Source organism: Inhella gelatinilytica, assembly GCF_016093295.1.
Lineage (GTDB): Bacteria > Pseudomonadota > Gammaproteobacteria > Burkholderiales > Burkholderiaceae_C > Inhella > Inhella gelatinilytica.
The window spans coordinates 1-16,847 of record NZ_JAEDAL010000015.1; the positions used below are offsets into that span (position 1 = coordinate 1).

Annotated in this window: 14 protein-coding genes and 1 tRNA gene; 1 reads left to right on the forward strand and 14 read right to left on the reverse strand. The window is 61.4% G+C overall.

Features of this window, described 5'->3' with window-relative positions:
- The 4 genes from I7X43_RS16130 to rpsL form a co-directional block, all read right to left on the reverse strand.
- A partial coding sequence (locus I7X43_RS16130; protein ID WP_246480486.1) for a GTP-binding protein occupies positions 1-304 on the reverse strand: 304 nt, incomplete at its 3' end.
- A 111-nt stretch (positions 305-415) separates the two neighbouring features.
- Complete coding sequence (fusA, locus tag I7X43_RS16135) at positions 416-2,518, reverse strand: elongation factor G (protein ID WP_198101985.1); 2,103 nt, start codon at positions 2,516-2,518, stop codon at positions 416-418.
- A 69-nt stretch (positions 2,519-2,587) separates the two neighbouring features.
- Entirely contained in the window at positions 2,588-3,058 is a 471-nt protein-coding gene (gene rpsG / locus I7X43_RS16140) for a 30S ribosomal protein S7 (protein ID WP_198101986.1), read from the reverse strand.
- A gap of 129 nt (positions 3,059-3,187) precedes the next feature.
- Positions 3,188-3,562, reverse strand: coding sequence for a 30S ribosomal protein S12 (rpsL, locus tag I7X43_RS16145; RefSeq protein ID WP_198101987.1), 375 nt, complete (start codon positions 3,560-3,562; stop codon positions 3,188-3,190).
- Positions 3,563-3,672: 110 nt separating this feature from the next.
- Here rpsL and I7X43_RS16150 point away from each other — a divergent pair, with 110 nt between their 5' ends.
- Positions 3,673-4,152: a PIN domain-containing protein gene (locus tag I7X43_RS16150; RefSeq protein ID WP_198101988.1), complete on the forward strand. Its 480-nt coding sequence runs from the start codon at positions 3,673-3,675 to the stop codon at positions 4,150-4,152.
- 74 nt (positions 4,153-4,226) lie between these two features.
- Here I7X43_RS16150 and rpoC read toward each other — a convergent pair whose 3' ends face one another.
- The 10 genes from rpoC to I7X43_RS16200 form a co-directional block, all read right to left on the reverse strand.
- Entirely contained in the window at positions 4,227-8,441 is a 4,215-nt protein-coding gene (gene rpoC / locus I7X43_RS16155) for a DNA-directed RNA polymerase subunit beta' (RefSeq protein ID WP_198101989.1), read from the reverse strand.
- A gap of 20 nt (positions 8,442-8,461) precedes the next feature.
- A complete protein-coding gene (gene rpoB / locus I7X43_RS16160; protein WP_198101990.1) occupies positions 8,462-12,589 on the reverse strand; it encodes a DNA-directed RNA polymerase subunit beta in 4,128 nt (1,375 codons plus the stop codon).
- Between the two features lie 397 nt (positions 12,590-12,986).
- The gene (rplL, locus tag I7X43_RS16165; RefSeq protein ID WP_198101991.1) at positions 12,987-13,361 is read right to left on the reverse strand and encodes a 50S ribosomal protein L7/L12; all 375 of its coding nucleotides are present in this window, start codon (positions 13,359-13,361) and stop codon (positions 12,987-12,989) included.
- 48 nt (positions 13,362-13,409) lie between these two features.
- A complete protein-coding gene (gene rplJ / locus I7X43_RS16170) occupies positions 13,410-13,922 on the reverse strand; it encodes a 50S ribosomal protein L10 (protein WP_198101992.1) in 513 nt (170 codons plus the stop codon).
- A 306-nt stretch (positions 13,923-14,228) separates the two neighbouring features.
- Complete coding sequence (gene rplA, locus I7X43_RS16175) at positions 14,229-14,936, reverse strand: 50S ribosomal protein L1 (RefSeq protein WP_198101993.1); 708 nt, start codon at positions 14,934-14,936, stop codon at positions 14,229-14,231.
- Position 14,937: 1 nt separating this feature from the next.
- Positions 14,938-15,369 (reverse strand): 50S ribosomal protein L11, encoded by a 432-nt coding sequence (gene rplK / locus I7X43_RS16180; protein WP_198101994.1) that lies wholly within the window; start codon positions 15,367-15,369, stop codon positions 14,938-14,940.
- 201 nt (positions 15,370-15,570) lie between these two features.
- Positions 15,571-16,134 carry a transcription termination/antitermination protein NusG gene (nusG, locus tag I7X43_RS16185; protein WP_198101995.1) on the reverse strand — a complete coding sequence of 188 codons (564 nt, stop codon included), beginning with the start codon at positions 16,132-16,134 and terminating at the stop codon, positions 15,571-15,573.
- Positions 16,135-16,147: 13 nt separating this feature from the next.
- Positions 16,148-16,525: a preprotein translocase subunit SecE gene (gene secE / locus I7X43_RS16190; protein ID WP_198101996.1), complete on the reverse strand. Its 378-nt coding sequence runs from the start codon at positions 16,523-16,525 to the stop codon at positions 16,148-16,150.
- Positions 16,526-16,631: 106 nt separating this feature from the next.
- A tRNA-Trp gene (locus I7X43_RS16195) sits at positions 16,632-16,707 on the reverse strand.
- A 15-nt stretch (positions 16,708-16,722) separates the two neighbouring features.
- The coding region (locus I7X43_RS16200) for an EF-Tu C-terminal domain-related protein (protein WP_088404609.1) at positions 16,723-16,847 on the reverse strand (125 nt) is incomplete at its 5' end.

A 16,847-nucleotide genomic window follows, 5' to 3' on the forward strand; every position in this document is an offset into this window, starting at 1 on the left:
CGCCGTCCATCTGGGCGGCACCGGTGATCATGTTCTTGACGTAGTCAGCGTGACCCGGGCAGTCCACGTGAGCGTAGTGACGATTGGCCGTCTCGTACTCGACGTGCGCGGTGTTGATCGTGATACCACGAGCCTTCTCTTCCGGGGCCGCATCGATCTGGTCGTAGGCCTTGGCCTCGCCACCGAACTTCGAAGCCAGCACCGTTGCGATCGCCGCCGTCAGCGTGGTCTTGCCATGGTCCACGTGGCCGATGGTGCCCACGTTTACGTGCGGCTTGGTGCGTTCAAACTTACCTTTTGCCATTTGGAATCTCCAAAAAAGAACAGAGTCCCGTCTACGGTTTTAGGTCTGTCAGCCCACCCGAACCCCACCGGGACGGGCACCGGTGGCGGGCAGGTTGCAGACCATGGGGATTTACTTGGCGCGAGCCGTGATGATGGCGTCGGACACGTTCTTCGGAGCTTCGCTGTAGTGCTTGAACTCCATCGTGTACGTGGCGCGACCTTGCGACATCGAGCGCAGCGTGGTCGAGTAGCCGAACATTTCCGACAGGGGAACTTCGGCCTTGATGACCTTGCCACCGCCCACCATGTCGTCCATGCCCTGGACCATGCCGCGGCGGCTGGACAGATCGCCCATCACCGAACCGGCGTAGTCTTCTGGGGTCTCGACTTCCACGGCCATCATCGGCTCGAGGATCACAGGGCTGGCGCGACGGCAAGCCTCTTTGAAGCCCATCGAAGCGGCCATCTTGAACGCATTTTCGTTCGAGTCCACGTCGTGGTAAGAACCGAACGTCAGCGTAACCTTCACGTCCACCACCGGGAAGCCGGCCAGCACGCCGTTCGGCAGGGTGTCGATAACACCCTTCTCGACCGCAGGGATGTACTCGCGCGGCACCACACCGCCCTTGATGGCGTCCACGAACTCGAAGCCCTTGCCAGCTTCTTGCGGCTCCACCGTCAACACGACGTGACCGTACTGACCCTTACCGCCCGACTGACGCACGAACTTGCCTTCGACATCGGTCGCCGTCTTGCGAATGGTTTCGCGGTAGGCCACCTGCGGCTTGCCGACGTTGGCTTCCACGCCGAACTCGCGCTTCATGCGGTCAACAATGATTTCCAGGTGCAACTCGCCCATGCCCGAGATGATGGTCTGGCCCGATTCTTCGTCGGTGCGCACGCGGAAGGACGGGTCTTCCTTGGCCAGTCGACCCAGGGCGATACCCATCTTTTCCTGATCGGCCTTGGTCTTGGGCTCGACAGCCTGCGAAATCACCGGCTCGGGGAAGTTCATCTTCTCCAAGGTGATGATGGCGTCCGGATCGCACAGGGTTTCACCCGTGGTCACTTCCTTCAGGCCCACGCAAGCCGCGATGTCACCGGCCAAAATTTCCGAGATTTCTTCGCGCTGGTTGGCGTGCATCTGCAGAATACGGCCGATACGCTCTTTCTTGCCCTTGATGGGGTTGAACACCGAGTCACCCGACTTCAAGACGCCCGAGTAGACGCGCACGAAAGTCAGCTGGCCCACGTACGGGTCGGTCATCAGCTTGAACGCGAGAGCGGCGAACTTCTCGTTGTCATCTGCCTTGCGGGTGACTTCCTTCTCGTCATCGTCCGTGCCGCCGACCGGGGGAATATCCACCGGGCTGGGCAAGAAGTCGATCACGGCATCCAACATGCGCTGCACACCCTTGTTCTTGAAGGCGGTACCGCACAGCATGGGCTGGATTTCCGTCGCGATCGTGCGCTGACGGATGGCCAACTTGATTTCGGCTTCGCTCAGCTCGCCCGACTCCAAGTACTTGTTCATCAGCTCTTCGCTGGCCTCAGCGGCGGCTTCGACCATCTTTTCGCGCCATTCATTGGCGGTGTCGACGAGCTCAGCCGGGATGTCCACGTAGTCGAACTTCATGCCCTGCGAGGCCTCATCCCACAGGATGGCCTTCATCTTGATCAGGTCCACGACGCCCTTGAAGTTGTCTTCAGCGCCGATGGGGATCACGATGGGCACAGGGTTGGCCTTCAGGCGGGTCTTCATCTGGTCAACGACCTTGAAGAAGTTCGCGCCCGTGCGGTCCATCTTGTTGACGAACGCCAGACGGGGCACCTTGTACTTGTTGGCCTGACGCCAGACGGTTTCCGACTGCGGCTGCACGCCGCCCACCGCACAGTACACCATGCAGGCACCGTCCAGCACGCGCATGGAACGCTCCACCTCAATGGTGAAATCCACGTGGCCCGGGGTGTCAATGATGTTGAAACGGTGCTCGGGGTAGGACATGTCCATGCCCTTCCAGAAGCAGGTGGTCGCAGCCGACGTGATCGTGATGCCGCGCTCTTGTTCCTGCTCCATCCAGTCCATCGTTGCGGCACCGTCGTGCACCTCACCGATCTTGTGGTTCACACCGGTGTAGTACAGGATGCGCTCGGTCGTGGTGGTCTTGCCGGCGTCGATGTGAGCGCTGATGCCGATGTTGCGATAGCGCTCAATGGGGGTCTTACGGGCCATGGTTTGCTCCGAAATGCGTGAGCCGCCGACGGGTTGGTAGAAACCCGCGGCGGCCGAAGGGGCTGAAGTTTAGAAGCGGAAGTGCGAGAACGCCTTGTTGGCGTCGGCCATGCGGTGAACTTCGTCACGCTTCTTCATGGCGCCGCCACGGCCCTCGCAGGCCTCCAGCAGTTCGTTGGCCAAACGCTGGGCCATCGACTTCTCGCCACGCTTGCGCGCCGATTCCTTCAACCAGCGCATGGCCAGAGCCACGCGGCGGACAGGGCGAACTTCCACGGGAACTTGGTAGTTCGCACCGCCCACGCGGCGGGACTTCACTTCGACCATCGGCTTGACGTTGTTCAGAGCGGTCGAGAAGACTTCCAGCGGGTCCTTGCCCGACTTCTTCTCGATTTGCTCCAGCGCACCGTAAATGATGCGTTCGGCCACGGCCTTTTTGCCCGATTCCATGATGACGTTCATGAACTTGGACAGGTCCACGCTGTTGAATTTCGGATCCGGCAGGATCTCGCGCTTCGGTACTTCGCGACGACGAGGCATTTCTCTTCCTTTGTGTCTTCAGTTGGCTGCTTTCGCAACCGCGGACAGCCAGCTTCAGGCCATCCACTTACTCGGTTCACCCGATGGGGCGCTACCGCTTGATTCCAGGGACGAACCCCAGAGACGTGATTACTTCTTGGGACGCTTCGCGCCGTACTTCGAGCGCGATTGCTTCCGATCCTTGACGCCCTGCAGATCCAGGGAGCCGCGCACGATGTGGTAACGCACACCGGGCAAGTCCTTCACACGACCGCCGCGCACGAGCACAACGCTGTGCTCTTGCAGGTTGTGGCCTTCACCGCCGATGTACGAGATCACCTCAAACCCGTTGGTCAGACGCACCTTGGCAACCTTACGCAAAGCCGAGTTCGGCTTCTTGGGCGTCGTGGTGTACACGCGGGTGCAGACGCCACGGCGCTGCGGGCAATCCTGCATGGCAGGCGACTTGGATTTCGTGACCTCGGCCTGACGGCCAAAGCGCACGAGCTGATTGATGGTTGGCATGTTTGACTTGTTCCCGTTTGAAGTCAAAGACAATTCGAATTTCACCGACGTGCGGACGCACCTCGGCCAATCCGAAGAAAAGCCGGCGATTATAGCCAGGCGTTGAAGAGATGCAAGGTTTATCCCGATTGGCAGACGAAATCCAACCCCATCAGCCCCCCGTTCGGCTGGTGCTTGACACCCATGTGCTGCTGGATCTCTGGCTTTTCCAGGATGCCCGCCTCGCCGGATTCGAGGCGGCGCTGCAGCAGGAGCGCGTCACTTGGCTCGCCAGTCCGGCCATGCTGGACGAACTGCACCATGTGGCCCACCGCCCCTGGGAAGATCGCTGGCGCGCCCTGCCCCGACTGTTTGCGCCGCAGGGGCTGTATCGTCTTTGCACGCCGCCGACCCAGGCCGCCCCCTGGAGGAGCAAAGACCCGGACGACCAGAAATTCCTGGACCTGGCGTGGCAGGAGCAGCCGGTTCGGCTGTGGAGCCGGGATCTGGCCCTGCTCCGCTGGGCAAAGCGCGCCGCAGCGCACGGCATTCAGATTGAACGCCCGGAGGACGGCTGGCGCGCCGTGCAGGCCTGCTGGTCAACCGAGTGACAGGGTTGCCCCCATAAAAAAGGGCGGCACCGTGGCCGCCCTTGGGGAGAGAGAGCGCCCGAAGGCGCCGCACCTTATTCGGCGCTTGAGTCGGCGTCGTCCAAGGCTGCCAACTGCATCGCGGCCAATTCCTCGGCTTCCTGCAGGGCGATGGCCTTGCGCTCGGCATCGTCCATCTCCTCCTTGGCGCGGCGAGCCTTGTGGAAGGCCATGCCCGTGCCCGCCGGAATCAGGCGACCCACGATGACGTTTTCCTTCAAGCCACGCAGCTCGTCGCGCTTGCCCATGATGGCCGCCTCGGTGAGCACGCGGGTGGTTTCCTGGAAGGAAGCCGCCGAGATGAAGGAGTCGGTCGACAGCGAGGCCTTGGTAATGCCCAGCAGCACGTCGTTGTAAGTCGGCGGCATCTTGCCCGCGGCCCGCAGTTGATCGATCGAACCGAGGATCTCGGAACGCTCGACCTGCTCGCCGGAGATGTAGCTGGACTCACCCGGATCGACGATCTGCACGCGACGCAGCATTTGGCGAACGATCACTTCAATGTGCTTGTCGTTGATCTTCACACCCTGGAGTCGGTACACGTCCTGAACCTCGTCCACGATGTAGCGCGCCAACTCTTCGATGCCCAACAGGCGCAGGATGTCCTGCGGGTCCGCCGGACCGTCAACGATGGGCTCGCCCTTGTTCACCACCTGACCTTCGTGCACCAGGATGTTCTTGTCCTTGGGCACCAGTTCTTCCCAGACCTTGCCATCCGGGTCGGTGATCTGCAAGCGCACCTTGCCCTTGGTTTCCTTACCGAACGACACCGTACCGGTTTGTTCGGCCAGAACCCCCTTGTCTTTGGGTGAGCGGGCTTCGAACAGTTCAGCCACACGGGGCAGACCGCCGGTAATGTCGCGGGTCTTCTGCCCTTCGACCGGAATACGAGCCAGAACCTCACCCGGGGCGAGGTCTTGGCCGTCCCGCACCTGAATCAGCGAGCCGACTTGGAAACCAATCGTCACCGAGTGGTCGGTGCCCGGAATCTTGACCTCGTGGCCACCAGCATCCAGCAGCTTGATCTGCGGACGGACGACCTTGGCAGCCCCACGGCGCTTCGGATCGATCACGACCAGGGTCGACAAGCCGGTGACTTCGTCCACCTGCTTGGCCACCGTCACGCCCTCTTCGATGTTCTCGAACTTCGCCTTACCGGCGAATTCCGTGATGATCGGTCGGGTCAGCGGATCCCAGTTGGCCAGCACCGTACCGGCCTTCAGGGTTTGATCGGCCTTGATGTTGAGGATGGCGCCGTACGGCACCTTGTGGCGTTCGCGTTCGCGGCCGTGCTGGTCGGAAATGATGATTTCGCCCGAACGGGAGATCACCACCAATTCGCCCTTGCCATTGGTCACGTAACGCATCGTGGCATTGAAGCCGATGATGCCGTCCGACTTGGCTTCCACGCTGGAGGCCACGGCGGCACGCGAGGCGGCACCCCCGATGTGGAAGGTCCGCATGGTCAGCTGAGTGCCCGGCTCACCGATGGACTGGGCGGCGATCACGCCCACGGCTTCACCGTTGTTCACCATGCCGCCGCGGCCCAGGTCTCGGCCGTAGCAGCTGGCGCACAAGCCGTAGCGCGTGGCGCAAGTCAGCGGTGTACGGACTTTGACTTCGTCGACCCCAGCCGCTTCGACCTTGTCCAGCGTGTCTTCGTCCAGCATCTTGCCGGCCGGAACGATGACCGCCTGGGTCTCCGGGTTCAGCACATCGATCGCGGCCACACGACCCAAGATACGGTCGCGCAACGATTCAATGACTTCACCGCCTTCGACCAAGGCGCGCATGGCCATGCCGTTGTCGGTACCGCAGTCGTCCTCGGTCACCACCAAGTCCTGCGTCACATCGACCAGACGACGGGTCAGATAACCCGAGTTGGCGGTCTTCAACGCCGTATCCGCCAGACCCTTACGGGCGCCGTGGGTGGAAATGAAGTACTGCAACACGTTCAGACCTTCACGGAAGTTGGCCGTGATGGGGGTCTCAATAATGCTGCCGTCCGGTTTGGCCATCAGGCCCCGCATACCCGCCAACTGGCGAATCTGGGCCGCGCTACCGCGAGCACCTGAGTCGGCCATCATGTAGATGGAGTTGAACGACTCTTGGGTGACGGTCTTGCCGTTGCGATCCTGAACCTTCTCAACCTTGAGGTGGTCCATCATCTTCTTGCCGATTTCATCACCGGCCTTGCCCCAGATGTCCACCACCTTGTTGTAGCGCTCACCCGCGGTCACAAGACCCGAGATGTACTGCTGCTCGATCTCTTTGACCTCTTTTTCGGCCGCCTCGATCAAGGTGTGCTTCTCAGCGGGGACCAACATGTCGTCGATGGCGATCGACAAGCCGGCACGCGTCGCCAAGCGGAAACCCGATTGCATCAGCTTGTCCGCCAACACCACGGTTTCCTTCAGGCCGCACTTGCGGAAGGAGGCGTTGATCAGCTTGCTGATCTCCTTCTTCTTCAGTGCCTTGTTGATGTTGGAGAACGGCAGGCCCTTGGGCAGGATTTCCGACAGCAGGGCACGGCCCACAGTGGTTTGCACCAACTTGGTTTCCGGAATCCAAGAACCATCGTCGCCTTTGCGGTGCTCCACCAAACGGACGTTGATGCGGGCGGTGATTTCCACCACCCCGTTGTCCAGGGCGCGCTGCAATTCGGGCAGGTCGGCAAAGACCATGCCTTCGCCCTTACCGTTGGTGCGCTCGCGAGTGGCGTAGTACAGGCCCAGCACCACGTCTTGCGACGGCACGATGGAGGGCTCGCCCGAGGCGGGGAACAGCACGTTGTTGGAGGCCAGCATCAGGGTGCGGGCTTCCATCTGGGCTTCGATCGACAACGGAACGTGAACGGCCATCTGGTCACCGTCAAAGTCCGCGTTGAAGGCCGCGCAAACCAGCGGGTGCAACTGAATGGCCTTGCCTTCGATCAGCACCGGCTCAAAGGCCTGAATGCCGAGGCGGTGCAGCGTCGGGGCACGGTTCAGCAGAACCGGGTGCTCCTTGATGACCTCTTCCAAGATATCCCACACCACAGGGGTGCCGGCCTCGACTTCTTTCTTGGCGGCCTTGATGGTGGTGGCGATCCCCATCGCCTCGAGGCGGCTGAAGATGAAGGGCTTGAAGAGCTCGAGCGCCATCAGTTTGGGCAGGCCACACTGGTGCAGCTTCAAGGTCGGGCCCACGGTGATCACCGAACGGCCCGAGTAGTCCACGCGCTTGCCCAGCAAGTTCTGACGGAAGCGACCGCCCTTGCCCTTGATCATGTCGGCCAGCGACTTGAGCGGACGCTTGTTGGCCCCCGTCATAGCCTTGCCGCGACGGCCGTTGTCCAGCAAGCTGTCCACCGACTCCTGCAACATGCGCTTTTCGTTGCGCACGATGATCTCGGGGGCCTTGAGCTCCAGCAGGCGGTCCAGACGGTTGTTGCGGTTGATAACGCGGCGGTACAGATCGTTCAGATCCGAGGTCGCGAAACGGCCGCCGTCCAGCGGCACCAGCGGGCGCAGATCCGGCGGCAGCACCGGCAGCACCTGCATGACCATCCACTCGGGTTTGATGCCCGAGCGCTTGAAGGCCTCCATGACCTTGAGGCGCTTGGAGTTCTTCTTGATCTTGAGCTCGGAGCCGGTCATGTCGTTGCGGATCTTGTCGATCTCCACATCGAGGTCCATGTCCGCCAGCAGGCGCTGAATGCCCTCGGCCCCCATCAGCGCGGTGAACTCGTCGCCGTGCTTTTCCAGTTCGACGTCGTACTGCTCTTCGCTCAGGATGGCGAATTTCTTCAGCGGGGTCATGCCGGGGTCCACCACGACATACGCTTCAAAGTACAGCACGCGTTCGATGTCGCGCAGCGTCATGTCCAGCACCAGGCCCAGACGCGACGGCAGCGACTTCAGGAACCAGATGTGGGCGCACGGGGCCGCCAGGTCGATGTGACCCATGCGATCACGGCGCACCTTGGTCTGGGTGACTTCAACCCCGCACTTCTCACAGATCACGCCACGGTGCTTCAGCCGCTTGTACTTGCCGCACAAGCACTCGTAGTCCTTGATCGGGCCAAAGATCTTGGCGCAGAACAGGCCATCGCGCTCCGGTTTGAAGGTGCGGTAGTTGATGGTCTCGGGCTTTTTCACCTCACCGAAGGACCACGAGCGAATCTTTTCCGGCGAAGCAATGCCGATCTTGATCGCGTCGAAGTGCTCGTCCGGCGTGAACTGCTTGAACAGGTCCAGCAAACCTTTCATGTCGTTCTCCTGTTCCTTGATTAGTTGCGCTCGAGCTCGATATCAATACCGAGCGAGCGAATTTCCTTGACCAACACGTTGAACGATTCCGGCATGCCGGCATCGATCGAGTGCTCACCCTTGACGATGTTCTCGTACACCTTGGTGCGGCCATTCACGTCATCGGACTTCACGGTCAGCATTTCCTGCAGCACGTAAGACGCACCGTAGGCTTCCAAGGCCCAGACTTCCATCTCACCGAAGCGCTGGCCACCGAACTGCGCCTTACCACCCAAGGGCTGCTGCGTGACCAAGCTGTACGGGCCGGTCGAACGGGCGTGCATCTTGTCGTCCACCAAGTGGTGCAGCTTCAGCACGTGCATGTAGCCCACCGTCACGGGACGCTCAAAGCGCTCGCCCGTGCGGCCGTCACTCAGATAGCACTGAGTACGGGTCGCGGTGAGGCCCTTGCGTTCAGCGACGTCATCCGGGTACGCCAAGTGCAGCATGGCGCGGATTTGCTCTTCGGCAGCGCCATCGAACACCGGCGTGGCAAACGTCGCACCGGCCGTCAGGTTCTTGGCCATGGCTTGCACTTCGTCGTCGGACAACAGCGACAGGTCTTCCTTGCGGCCGCCGCTCTGGTTGTAGAGCTTGTCCAGGAATTGACGCAACTCCGCCACCTTGGCTTCCCGCTGCAGCATGTCACCCAGACGCTGGCCAATGCCCTTGGCCGCCCAGCCGAGGTGGACCTCCAGAACCTGACCCACGTTCATCCGCGAGGGCACACCCAGCGGGTTGAGCACGATGTCGCACGGCGTGCCGTCGGCCATGTAGGGCATGTCCTCGACCGGAACAATCTTGGAGACCACCCCCTTGTTGCCGTGACGGCCGGCCATCTTGTCCCCCGGCTGCAGGCGGCGCTTAACGGCGAGGTACACCTTCACCATCTTCAGCACGCCGGCCGGCAGCTCGTCGCCTTGGGTCAGCTTCTTGCGCTTTTCTTCAAACGCCAAGTCAAAGCTGTGGCGGGTTTGATCCAGGCTGTTCTTGATCGACTCCAGCTGATTGGCCAGGTCCTCATCCGCCGGGCGGATGTCAAACCAGTGATGCTTTTCGACCTCGGTCAGGTACTCGGCCGTGATGACCGTGCCTTTGGCGATCTTCTTCGGGCCGCCGTTGGCGGTCTTGCCAATCAGGAGCTTCTTGATCCGGTCAAAGGCATCGGCTTCCACGATGCGCATCTGGTCATTCAGATCCAGACGGAACCGCTTCAACTCGTCGTCAATGATCTGCTGGGCGCGCTTGTCGCGGGGGATGCCCTCGCGGGTGAACACCTGCACGTCGATGACCGTACCCTGCGTGCCCTGGTCGACACGCAGCGAAGTGTCCTTCACGTCCGAAGCCTTCTCGCCGAAGATGGCGCGCAGCAGCTTCTCTTCCGGCGTCAGCGTGGTTTCGCCCTTGGGCGTGACCTTGCCCACCAGCACGTCGCCCGGGTTGACCTCGGCGCCGATGTAGACGATGCCCGACTCGTCCAAGCGCGCCAGTTGCTGCTCGCTCAAATTCGGGATGTCGCGGGTGATTTCTTCGCTGCCCAGTTTGGTGTCGCGCGCCATGACCACCAATTCCTCGATGTGAATCGAGGTGTAGCGGTCGTCGGCCACCACGCGTTCGGAGATCAAGATCGAATCTTCGAAGTTGTAGCCGTTCCAGGGCATGAAGGCGACCATCATGTTCTGGCCCAGGGCCAACTCACCCAGATCGGTCGAGGCGCCGTCGGCGACGATGTCACCTGCGGCCACGCGATCCCCGCGCTTCACGATGGCGCGCTGATGGATGTTGGTGTTCTGGTTGGAACGCTGGTACTTGATGAGGTTGTAGATGTCCACACCCACCTCACCCGCCACCGTTTCCGTGTCGTTCACGCGAATCACGATGCGGTTCGTGTCCACGTAATCAACCACGCCGCCGCGGCGAGCGGCCACGACCGTGCCCGAGTCCTTGGCGGCCACGCGCTCGACGCCGGTGCCCACGAAGGCTTTTTCAGGACGCAGGGTCGGCACGGCTTGGCGCTGCATGTTGGCGCCCATCAACGCGCGGTTCGCGTCATCGTGTTCCAGGAAGGGCACGAGCGAGGCAGCCACCGACACGATCTGCGCAGGGGCCACGTCCATGTACTGCACGCGCTCAGGGCTCAGCAACACCGATTCGCCGGCTTCACGCGCGCTGACCAGCTCATCGGTCAGACGGCCGTTGGCGTCCAGCGAGGCGTTGGCCTGGGCGATAACGTACTTGCCTTCCTCGATGGCCGACAGGTAGTCGATCTGGTCGGTCACCTGGCTGTCCACCACGCGGCGGTACGGCGTCTCCAAGAAACCGTACTCGTTCAGGCGCGCGAACAGAGCCAGCGAGTTGATCAGGCCGATGTTCGGACCTTCCGGCGTTTCGATCGGGCACACGCGGCCATAGTGGGTCGGGTGCACGTCACGGACTTCAAAGCCTGCCCGCTCACGGGTCAGACCGCCTGGGCCCAGGGCGGAAACACGGCGCTTGTGCGTGATTTCCGACAAGGGGTTGGTCTGATCCATGAACTGCGACAGCTGGGACGCACCGAAGAACTCCTTCAGCGCCGCAGAGATCGGCTTGGAGTTGATCAGGTCGTGCGGCATCAGGGCTTCGGTTTCGGCCTGGCCCAGACGCTCCTTCACGGCCTTTTCGATGCGGGCCAGGCCCGAGCGGTACTGGTTTTCGGCCAGTTCGCCGACGCAACGCACGCGACGGTTGCCCAGGTGGTCGATATCGTCCACTTGGCCCCGACCATTGCGCAATTCCACCAGGATCTTGACGACGTCCAGGATGTCCTCATTGGAGAGGGTCATCTCGCCCTCGCCGCTGTCACGCCCCACTCGAGCGTTGAACTTCATGCGGCCGACCCGGCTCAGGTCGTAGGTGTCCGCGCTGTAGAACAGGCGGTTGAACAGGGCCTCGACCGCATCTTCGGTCGGCGGCTCGCCCGGGCGCATCATGCGGTAGATCGCCACGCGCGCTGCGAATTGGTCGGCGGTCTCGTCCAGAGCGAGGGTCTGGCTGATGTAGGCGCCTTCGCTCAGTTCATTCGTGAACAGGCACTGCAGCTCTTTGATGCCGGCGGCGCGAAGCTTCTTGAGCAGCGACTCGGTCAGCTCTTCGTTGGCCTTGGCAATGATTTCACCGGTATCCGGATCCACCATGTTCTTGGCGACCACACGGCCCACCAAGAAGTCTTCCGGCACCGAGATGTACTGCGTGCCCGAGCTTTCCAGCTGCTTGATGTGGCGAGCCGTGACGCGCTTGTCCTTCTCAACAACGACCTTGCCTTCTTTGTCGGTCAGATCGAATCGAGCGACTTCGCCTTTGATGCGCTCGGCCACAAATTCCATTTGCGCCCCGACATCCATCAAGCGGAAGTTGTCGAACGAGAAGAAATGGGCCAGGATCTGCTCGGGGTTCAGGCCGATGGCCTTGAGCAGGATGGAAACCGGCATCTTGCGGCGGCGGTCGACGCGGAAGTACAGGATGTCTTTCGGGTCGAATTCGAAATCCAGCCACGAACCGCGGTAGGGAATGATGCGGCTGGAAAACAGCAGCTTGCCCGAACTGTGGGTCTTGCCCTTGTCATGTTCGAAGAAGACGCCCGGCGAGCGGTGCAGCTGCGACACGATGACGCGCTCGGTGCCGTTGATGATGAAGGAGCCGTAGTCGGTCATCAAGGGCACTTCGCCCATGTAGACCTCTTGCTCTTTGATTTCACGGACCTGCTTGTTCGACGGGGTCGAAGTCTCGCGGTCGTAAATGATCATTTGCAACTTGGCGCGCACAGCCGCGGCGAAAGTCAGGCCGCGCTGCTGACACTCACGCTCGTCAAAGGTCGGACGGGCGATGTTGAATTCCAAGAAACGCATCTCGACAAACTGGTTGTGCGAGACGATGGGGAAAGCCGCCAAAAAGGCCGCTTGCAGGCCCTCGGGCTTACGCTGGGCCGGGGGGACGTCTTTTTGCAGGAAGGCCTTGTAGGAATCCTTCTGCATCGTCAGCAGATAGGGCACGCCCAGCACGCTGTCGCGTTGGCCGAAGCTCTTGCGGATGCGTTTGCGTTCCGTGTAGCTGTAAGGGGTAGCTTGCGCCATGAAAGCTCCGAGGAGTTGAGGCCGTGGGGGATCAGTCCAGCAGCCGGACGACTGGCGTCTCGAACATTGCATTCGAGGTTCGGTGACGGGCCACTACCCGTCGCTGGCAGACAACCTGCGGCATTGCGCTACAGGCTCGACCAAACCCGTTCTCTGCAGTCGGATCAGAGAACCTTCGGAAAAACCCGGCATTGTAGACCTGCCGGACCCTTGCGAAGGACCTCGTCGGAAATGGAACAAGGCCGAACCCCGTTTCCGGGGCTCGACCTCGCAGTTTCGGTCGGTGAGCGGCGTCGCGAGCGGGTCGAGGTGGGGTCTGAGGCGCGCAGCCGTACTTTCGTACGGCGAGCACCGCAGGCCCCAGATCGGCCCGCGCAGTAGCCGAGCACCGATCGAATTACTTGGCTTCGGCCTTGGCGCCGGCTTCGACCAGCTTCTTGACGGCGGCGTCGGCGTCGGCCTTGGGCAGGGCTTCCTTGACGGTCTTGGGGGCGCCATCGACCAGGTCCTTGGCTTCCTTCAGACCCAGGCCGGTGATTTCACGCACGGCCTTGATCACGCCAACCTTGTTCGCGCCGGCTTCGAGCAGCACAACGTTGAATTCGGTCTTCTCTTCAGCGGCCGGGGCAGCGGCGCCACCGCCAGCAGCCGGGGCGGCCATCGAGGCGGCGGACACGCCGAACTTCTCTTCAATGGCCTTGACCAGGTCATTGAGTTCCATCACCGACATGCTGTCGAGGGCGGTCAGGAAAGCGTCTTTATCGAATGCCATTTGAGGCTCCTAAGAATCGAAAAATGATTGAAAACGGATGCGTGCCAATTAGGCGGCGGCGGGCGCTTCGGCGCCCTCGCCACGCTTGGCCGCCAAGGCCGCCAGCACGGCAGCAGTGCGCTGCACGGGCGACTTGAGCAGACCGGCCAGTTGCGACAGCAGGACTTCCTTGCTGGGCACCGAAGCCAGGGTCTTCAGGCTGTTCACATCCAGGGCTTTGCCGTTGTAGGCGCCGCCCTTGAGGACCAGCTTGTCATTGCTCTTGGCGAAGTCGGCCACCACCTTGGCGGCGGCAACTGCATCTTCAGAAAAGCCGTAGATCAGCGGACCGACCATCAGCTCCGCCGCGGGCTCGAACGGGGTGCCAGCAACGGCACGACGGGCCAGGGTGTTCTTCAGCACATGAAGATACACACCCTTGGACCGCGCGTCGACGCGCAGCTTGTTCAGAGCTTCCACGGTGAGGCCACGGTACTCGGCGATCGCGAGCGTCTGGGACTTGGCCGCTTGCGCAGCCACTTCCGAGACGACGGCAGCCTTCTCGTTGCGATTCAGACTCAAGGTCTATCTCCTCACATCGCGGCATCAGGATCACTCCCGAATACCGCACCGGTTTTAGCGACCTTGCCGTCTCGGAGCCCCGTTGCTTCCATGGGAGTCACGGGAATTCCTCGTCGGCGGGGACCGCCATCTGCGCTGGCATCCACCCTTGCGGGCTTCCATTACGCTTTCGCGCCAGCGGTCTTGGATGACCTGCGACTCTTTACGTGCACCCGACCTCAGGGCTGGCGTGCCCAGAGGCCTTCGGCACGCACCGATCAGTCCTCAGGACTGCCCGGTGTAGAGCCTCAGCCCACCACTTCAAACTCAAGCCGCGGCTTGAGCGTTGATCGATGCGACTTCCACGCGGGCGCCGACGCCCATGGTGGAGGACACAGCCACCTTGCGCAGGTAAACACCCTTGCTCGAAGCCGGCTTGGACTTGTTCAAGGCGTCCACCAGGGCGCGCAGGTTGTCGGCCAACTTGGCATCGTCGAACGAGCGACGGCCAATGGTGCCGTGGATGATGCCGGCCTTGTCAACGCGGAACTGAACTTGGCCAGCCTTGGCGTTCTTGACAGCGGTCGCGACGTCCGGGGTCACGGTGCCCACCTTGGGGTTGGGCATCAGGCCGCGGGGGCCCAGGATCTGACCCAGGGTACCGACGATACGCATGGTGTCGGGCGAAGCGATCACCACGTCGAAGGGCATGTCGCCCGCCTTCACGCGCTCGGCCAGGTCTTCCATGCCCACCACGTCGGCGCCAGCGGCCTTGGCTTCTTCAGCCTTGGCGCCTTGAGCGAACACGGCCACACGCTTGGTCTTGCCGGTGCCATGGGGCAACACGACAGCACCGCGAACCACTTGGTCCGACTTCTTGGCGTCCACACCCAGTTGGACGGCCACATCGATCGACTCGTCAAACTTGGCGGTGGCCAGGCTCTTCACCAGGGCCAGAGCATCACCCAGCGGATACAGCTTGGTGGATTCGACCTTGCCGACTTGGGCTTTTTGCTTTTTGGTCAACTTAGCCATTTCACAGACCCTCCACGATGATGCCCATCGAACGGGCCGAACCGGCGATGATGCGAACGGCACCTTCCATGTCGGCGGCGTTCAAGTCCTTCATCTTGGTCTTGGCGATTTCTTCCAGTTGGGCACGGTTCAGCTTACCGACCTTGTCCAGGTGGGGGCGCTGCGAACCCTTCTCAATCTTGGCGGCCTTCTTGATCAGCACGGTCGCGGGCGGCGACTTGATCTCAAAGGTGAAGCTCTTGTCGGCGAAGGCGGTGATGACCACCGGCAGCACCAGACCCGGCTCCATGCTCTGCGTCTTGGCGTTAAAGGCCTTGCAGAACTCCATGATGTTCAGACCACGCTGACCCAGCGCGGGACCGATCGGGGGCGAAGGGTTCGCCTTGCCGGCCGGAACTTGCAGCTTGATAAAGCCGACAATTTTCTTTGCCATTTTTCACTCCTAAGGAGCCGTCGCAAGCGACAGCCCCGAGTACAAACGCCAGCTTTTCGTTCAAGCGAATCGCTGGCTCCTCATGCCCAAAATCGCGTTGGGCTGTCGCGACCAGTCGACTCGCTGACGCGAATCAGGCTCTGGTATGCCTAGAGACCTTTTGCCTACGGCCTGCGGCAAAAAAGTCTGGCGACGGAATCGTCAGACTTTTTCAACCTGACCGAAGTCCAGTTCGACCGGCGTTGCACGACCGAAGATGGTGACCGACACGCGCAGCTTGCTCTTGTCGTAGTTCACCTCTTCGATGGCGCCGTTGAAGTCCGCAAACGGGCCTTCCTTGACGCGCACCACCTCGCCCACTGTCCACTCGAACTTCGGACGCGGCTTTTCCACGCCCTCTTGCATTTGGTTGACGATCTTCATCACCTCGGCTTCCGAAATCGGAGCCGGACGGTTGCGCGCGCCACCGACGAAACCGGTCACCTTGCTGGTGTGCTTCACCAAGTGCCAGGTGTCATCGTCCATCACCATTTCCACGAGCACATAACCCGGGAAAAAGCGGCGTTCGGTGATGGCCTTCTTGCCATTCTTCAGCTCAACCACCTCTTCGGTGGGAACCAGAATGCGTCCGAACTTGTCCTGCATACCGGCGCGATCAATGCGCTCGCGCAGGTTGCGCTCGACCGCCTTTTCCATACCCGAATAGGCATGGACGACGTACCAGCGCATCGAAACAGCTACGGGGGTGCTCAACGGTTCACTCATCGTGTAACTTTCTTCAGCGCTTCCAACCCAGAACCAGGTCGTACAGCACCCACTCCAGCGTCTTGTCGGTCAACCACAGAAACAAGGCCATGACCACCACAAAGGCGAACACGTAGCCCGTCATTTGCAGGGATTCCTTGCGCGTGGGCCAAACCACCTTCTTGACTTCGCGCACGCTGTCGCGACCGAAGCCAATCAAGGAGCGGCCCGTTTCACTGGTAAAGAAAAGCGCCACAGCGCCCGCCAGCAAGGCCAACAGGCCACCCCATTGCACCAGGGCGCCCTTGGCCGCAAGCAGGTAATAGGCCGTCAGGCCACCAATCACCAACAAGGCCGCCGCAGCCAGCTTGGCCTTGTCAGCACTCGACGTGACGGTCTCGACTTGTGTCATGGATTTGGATCAGTATTTGCGAATCGGGTCGCCATCAGCAGCAAAGCCCGCCGGGCATTTCACCGCAGCGGGCTGGCGACATGTCGTGTCGTTAATCAGTTTGCCGTGGCAGGGGAAGAGGGTCTCGAACCCCCAACCTTCGGTTTTGGAGACCGACGCTCTGCCAATTGAGCTATTCCCCTGCGGCAGAACTTGAATTACTCGATGATGGTCGCCACAACGCCCGAACCCACGGTACGGCCACCTTCACGGATGGCGAAACGCAGGCCTTGCTCCATGGCGATCGGGGCGATCAGCTTGACCGTGATCGACACGTTGTCGC

Bases quoted from the DNA above. Each gene is read 5' to 3' on its own strand.
- secE (WP_198101996.1), bottom strand. From the start codon at position 16,525: ATGACACAAGTCGAGACCGTCACGTCGAGTGCTGACAAGGCCAAGCTG.
- I7X43_RS16150 (WP_198101988.1), top strand. From the start codon at position 3,673: ATGCAAGGTTTATCCCGATTGGCAGACGAAATCCAACCCCATCAGCCC.
- nusG (WP_198101995.1), bottom strand. From the start codon at position 16,134: ATGAGTGAACCGTTGAGCACCCCCGTAGCTGTTTCGATGCGCTGGTAC.
- fusA (WP_198101985.1), bottom strand. From the start codon at position 2,518: ATGGCCCGTAAGACCCCCATTGAGCGCTATCGCAACATCGGCATCAGC.
- rpoB (WP_198101990.1), bottom strand. From the start codon at position 12,589: ATGGCGCAAGCTACCCCTTACAGCTACACGGAACGCAAACGCATCCGC.
- rpsG (WP_198101986.1), bottom strand. From the start codon at position 3,058: ATGCCTCGTCGTCGCGAAGTACCGAAGCGCGAGATCCTGCCGGATCCG.
- rplL (WP_198101991.1), bottom strand. From the start codon at position 13,361: ATGGCATTCGATAAAGACGCTTTCCTGACCGCCCTCGACAGCATGTCG.
- rpoC (WP_198101989.1), bottom strand. From the start codon at position 8,441: ATGAAAGGTTTGCTGGACCTGTTCAAGCAGTTCACGCCGGACGAGCAC.
- rplK (WP_198101994.1), bottom strand. From the start codon at position 15,369: ATGGCAAAGAAAATTGTCGGCTTTATCAAGCTGCAAGTTCCGGCCGGC.
- rpsL (WP_198101987.1), bottom strand. From the start codon at position 3,562: ATGCCAACCATCAATCAGCTCGTGCGCTTTGGCCGTCAGGCCGAGGTC.
- rplA (WP_198101993.1), bottom strand. From the start codon at position 14,936: ATGGCTAAGTTGACCAAAAAGCAAAAAGCCCAAGTCGGCAAGGTCGAA.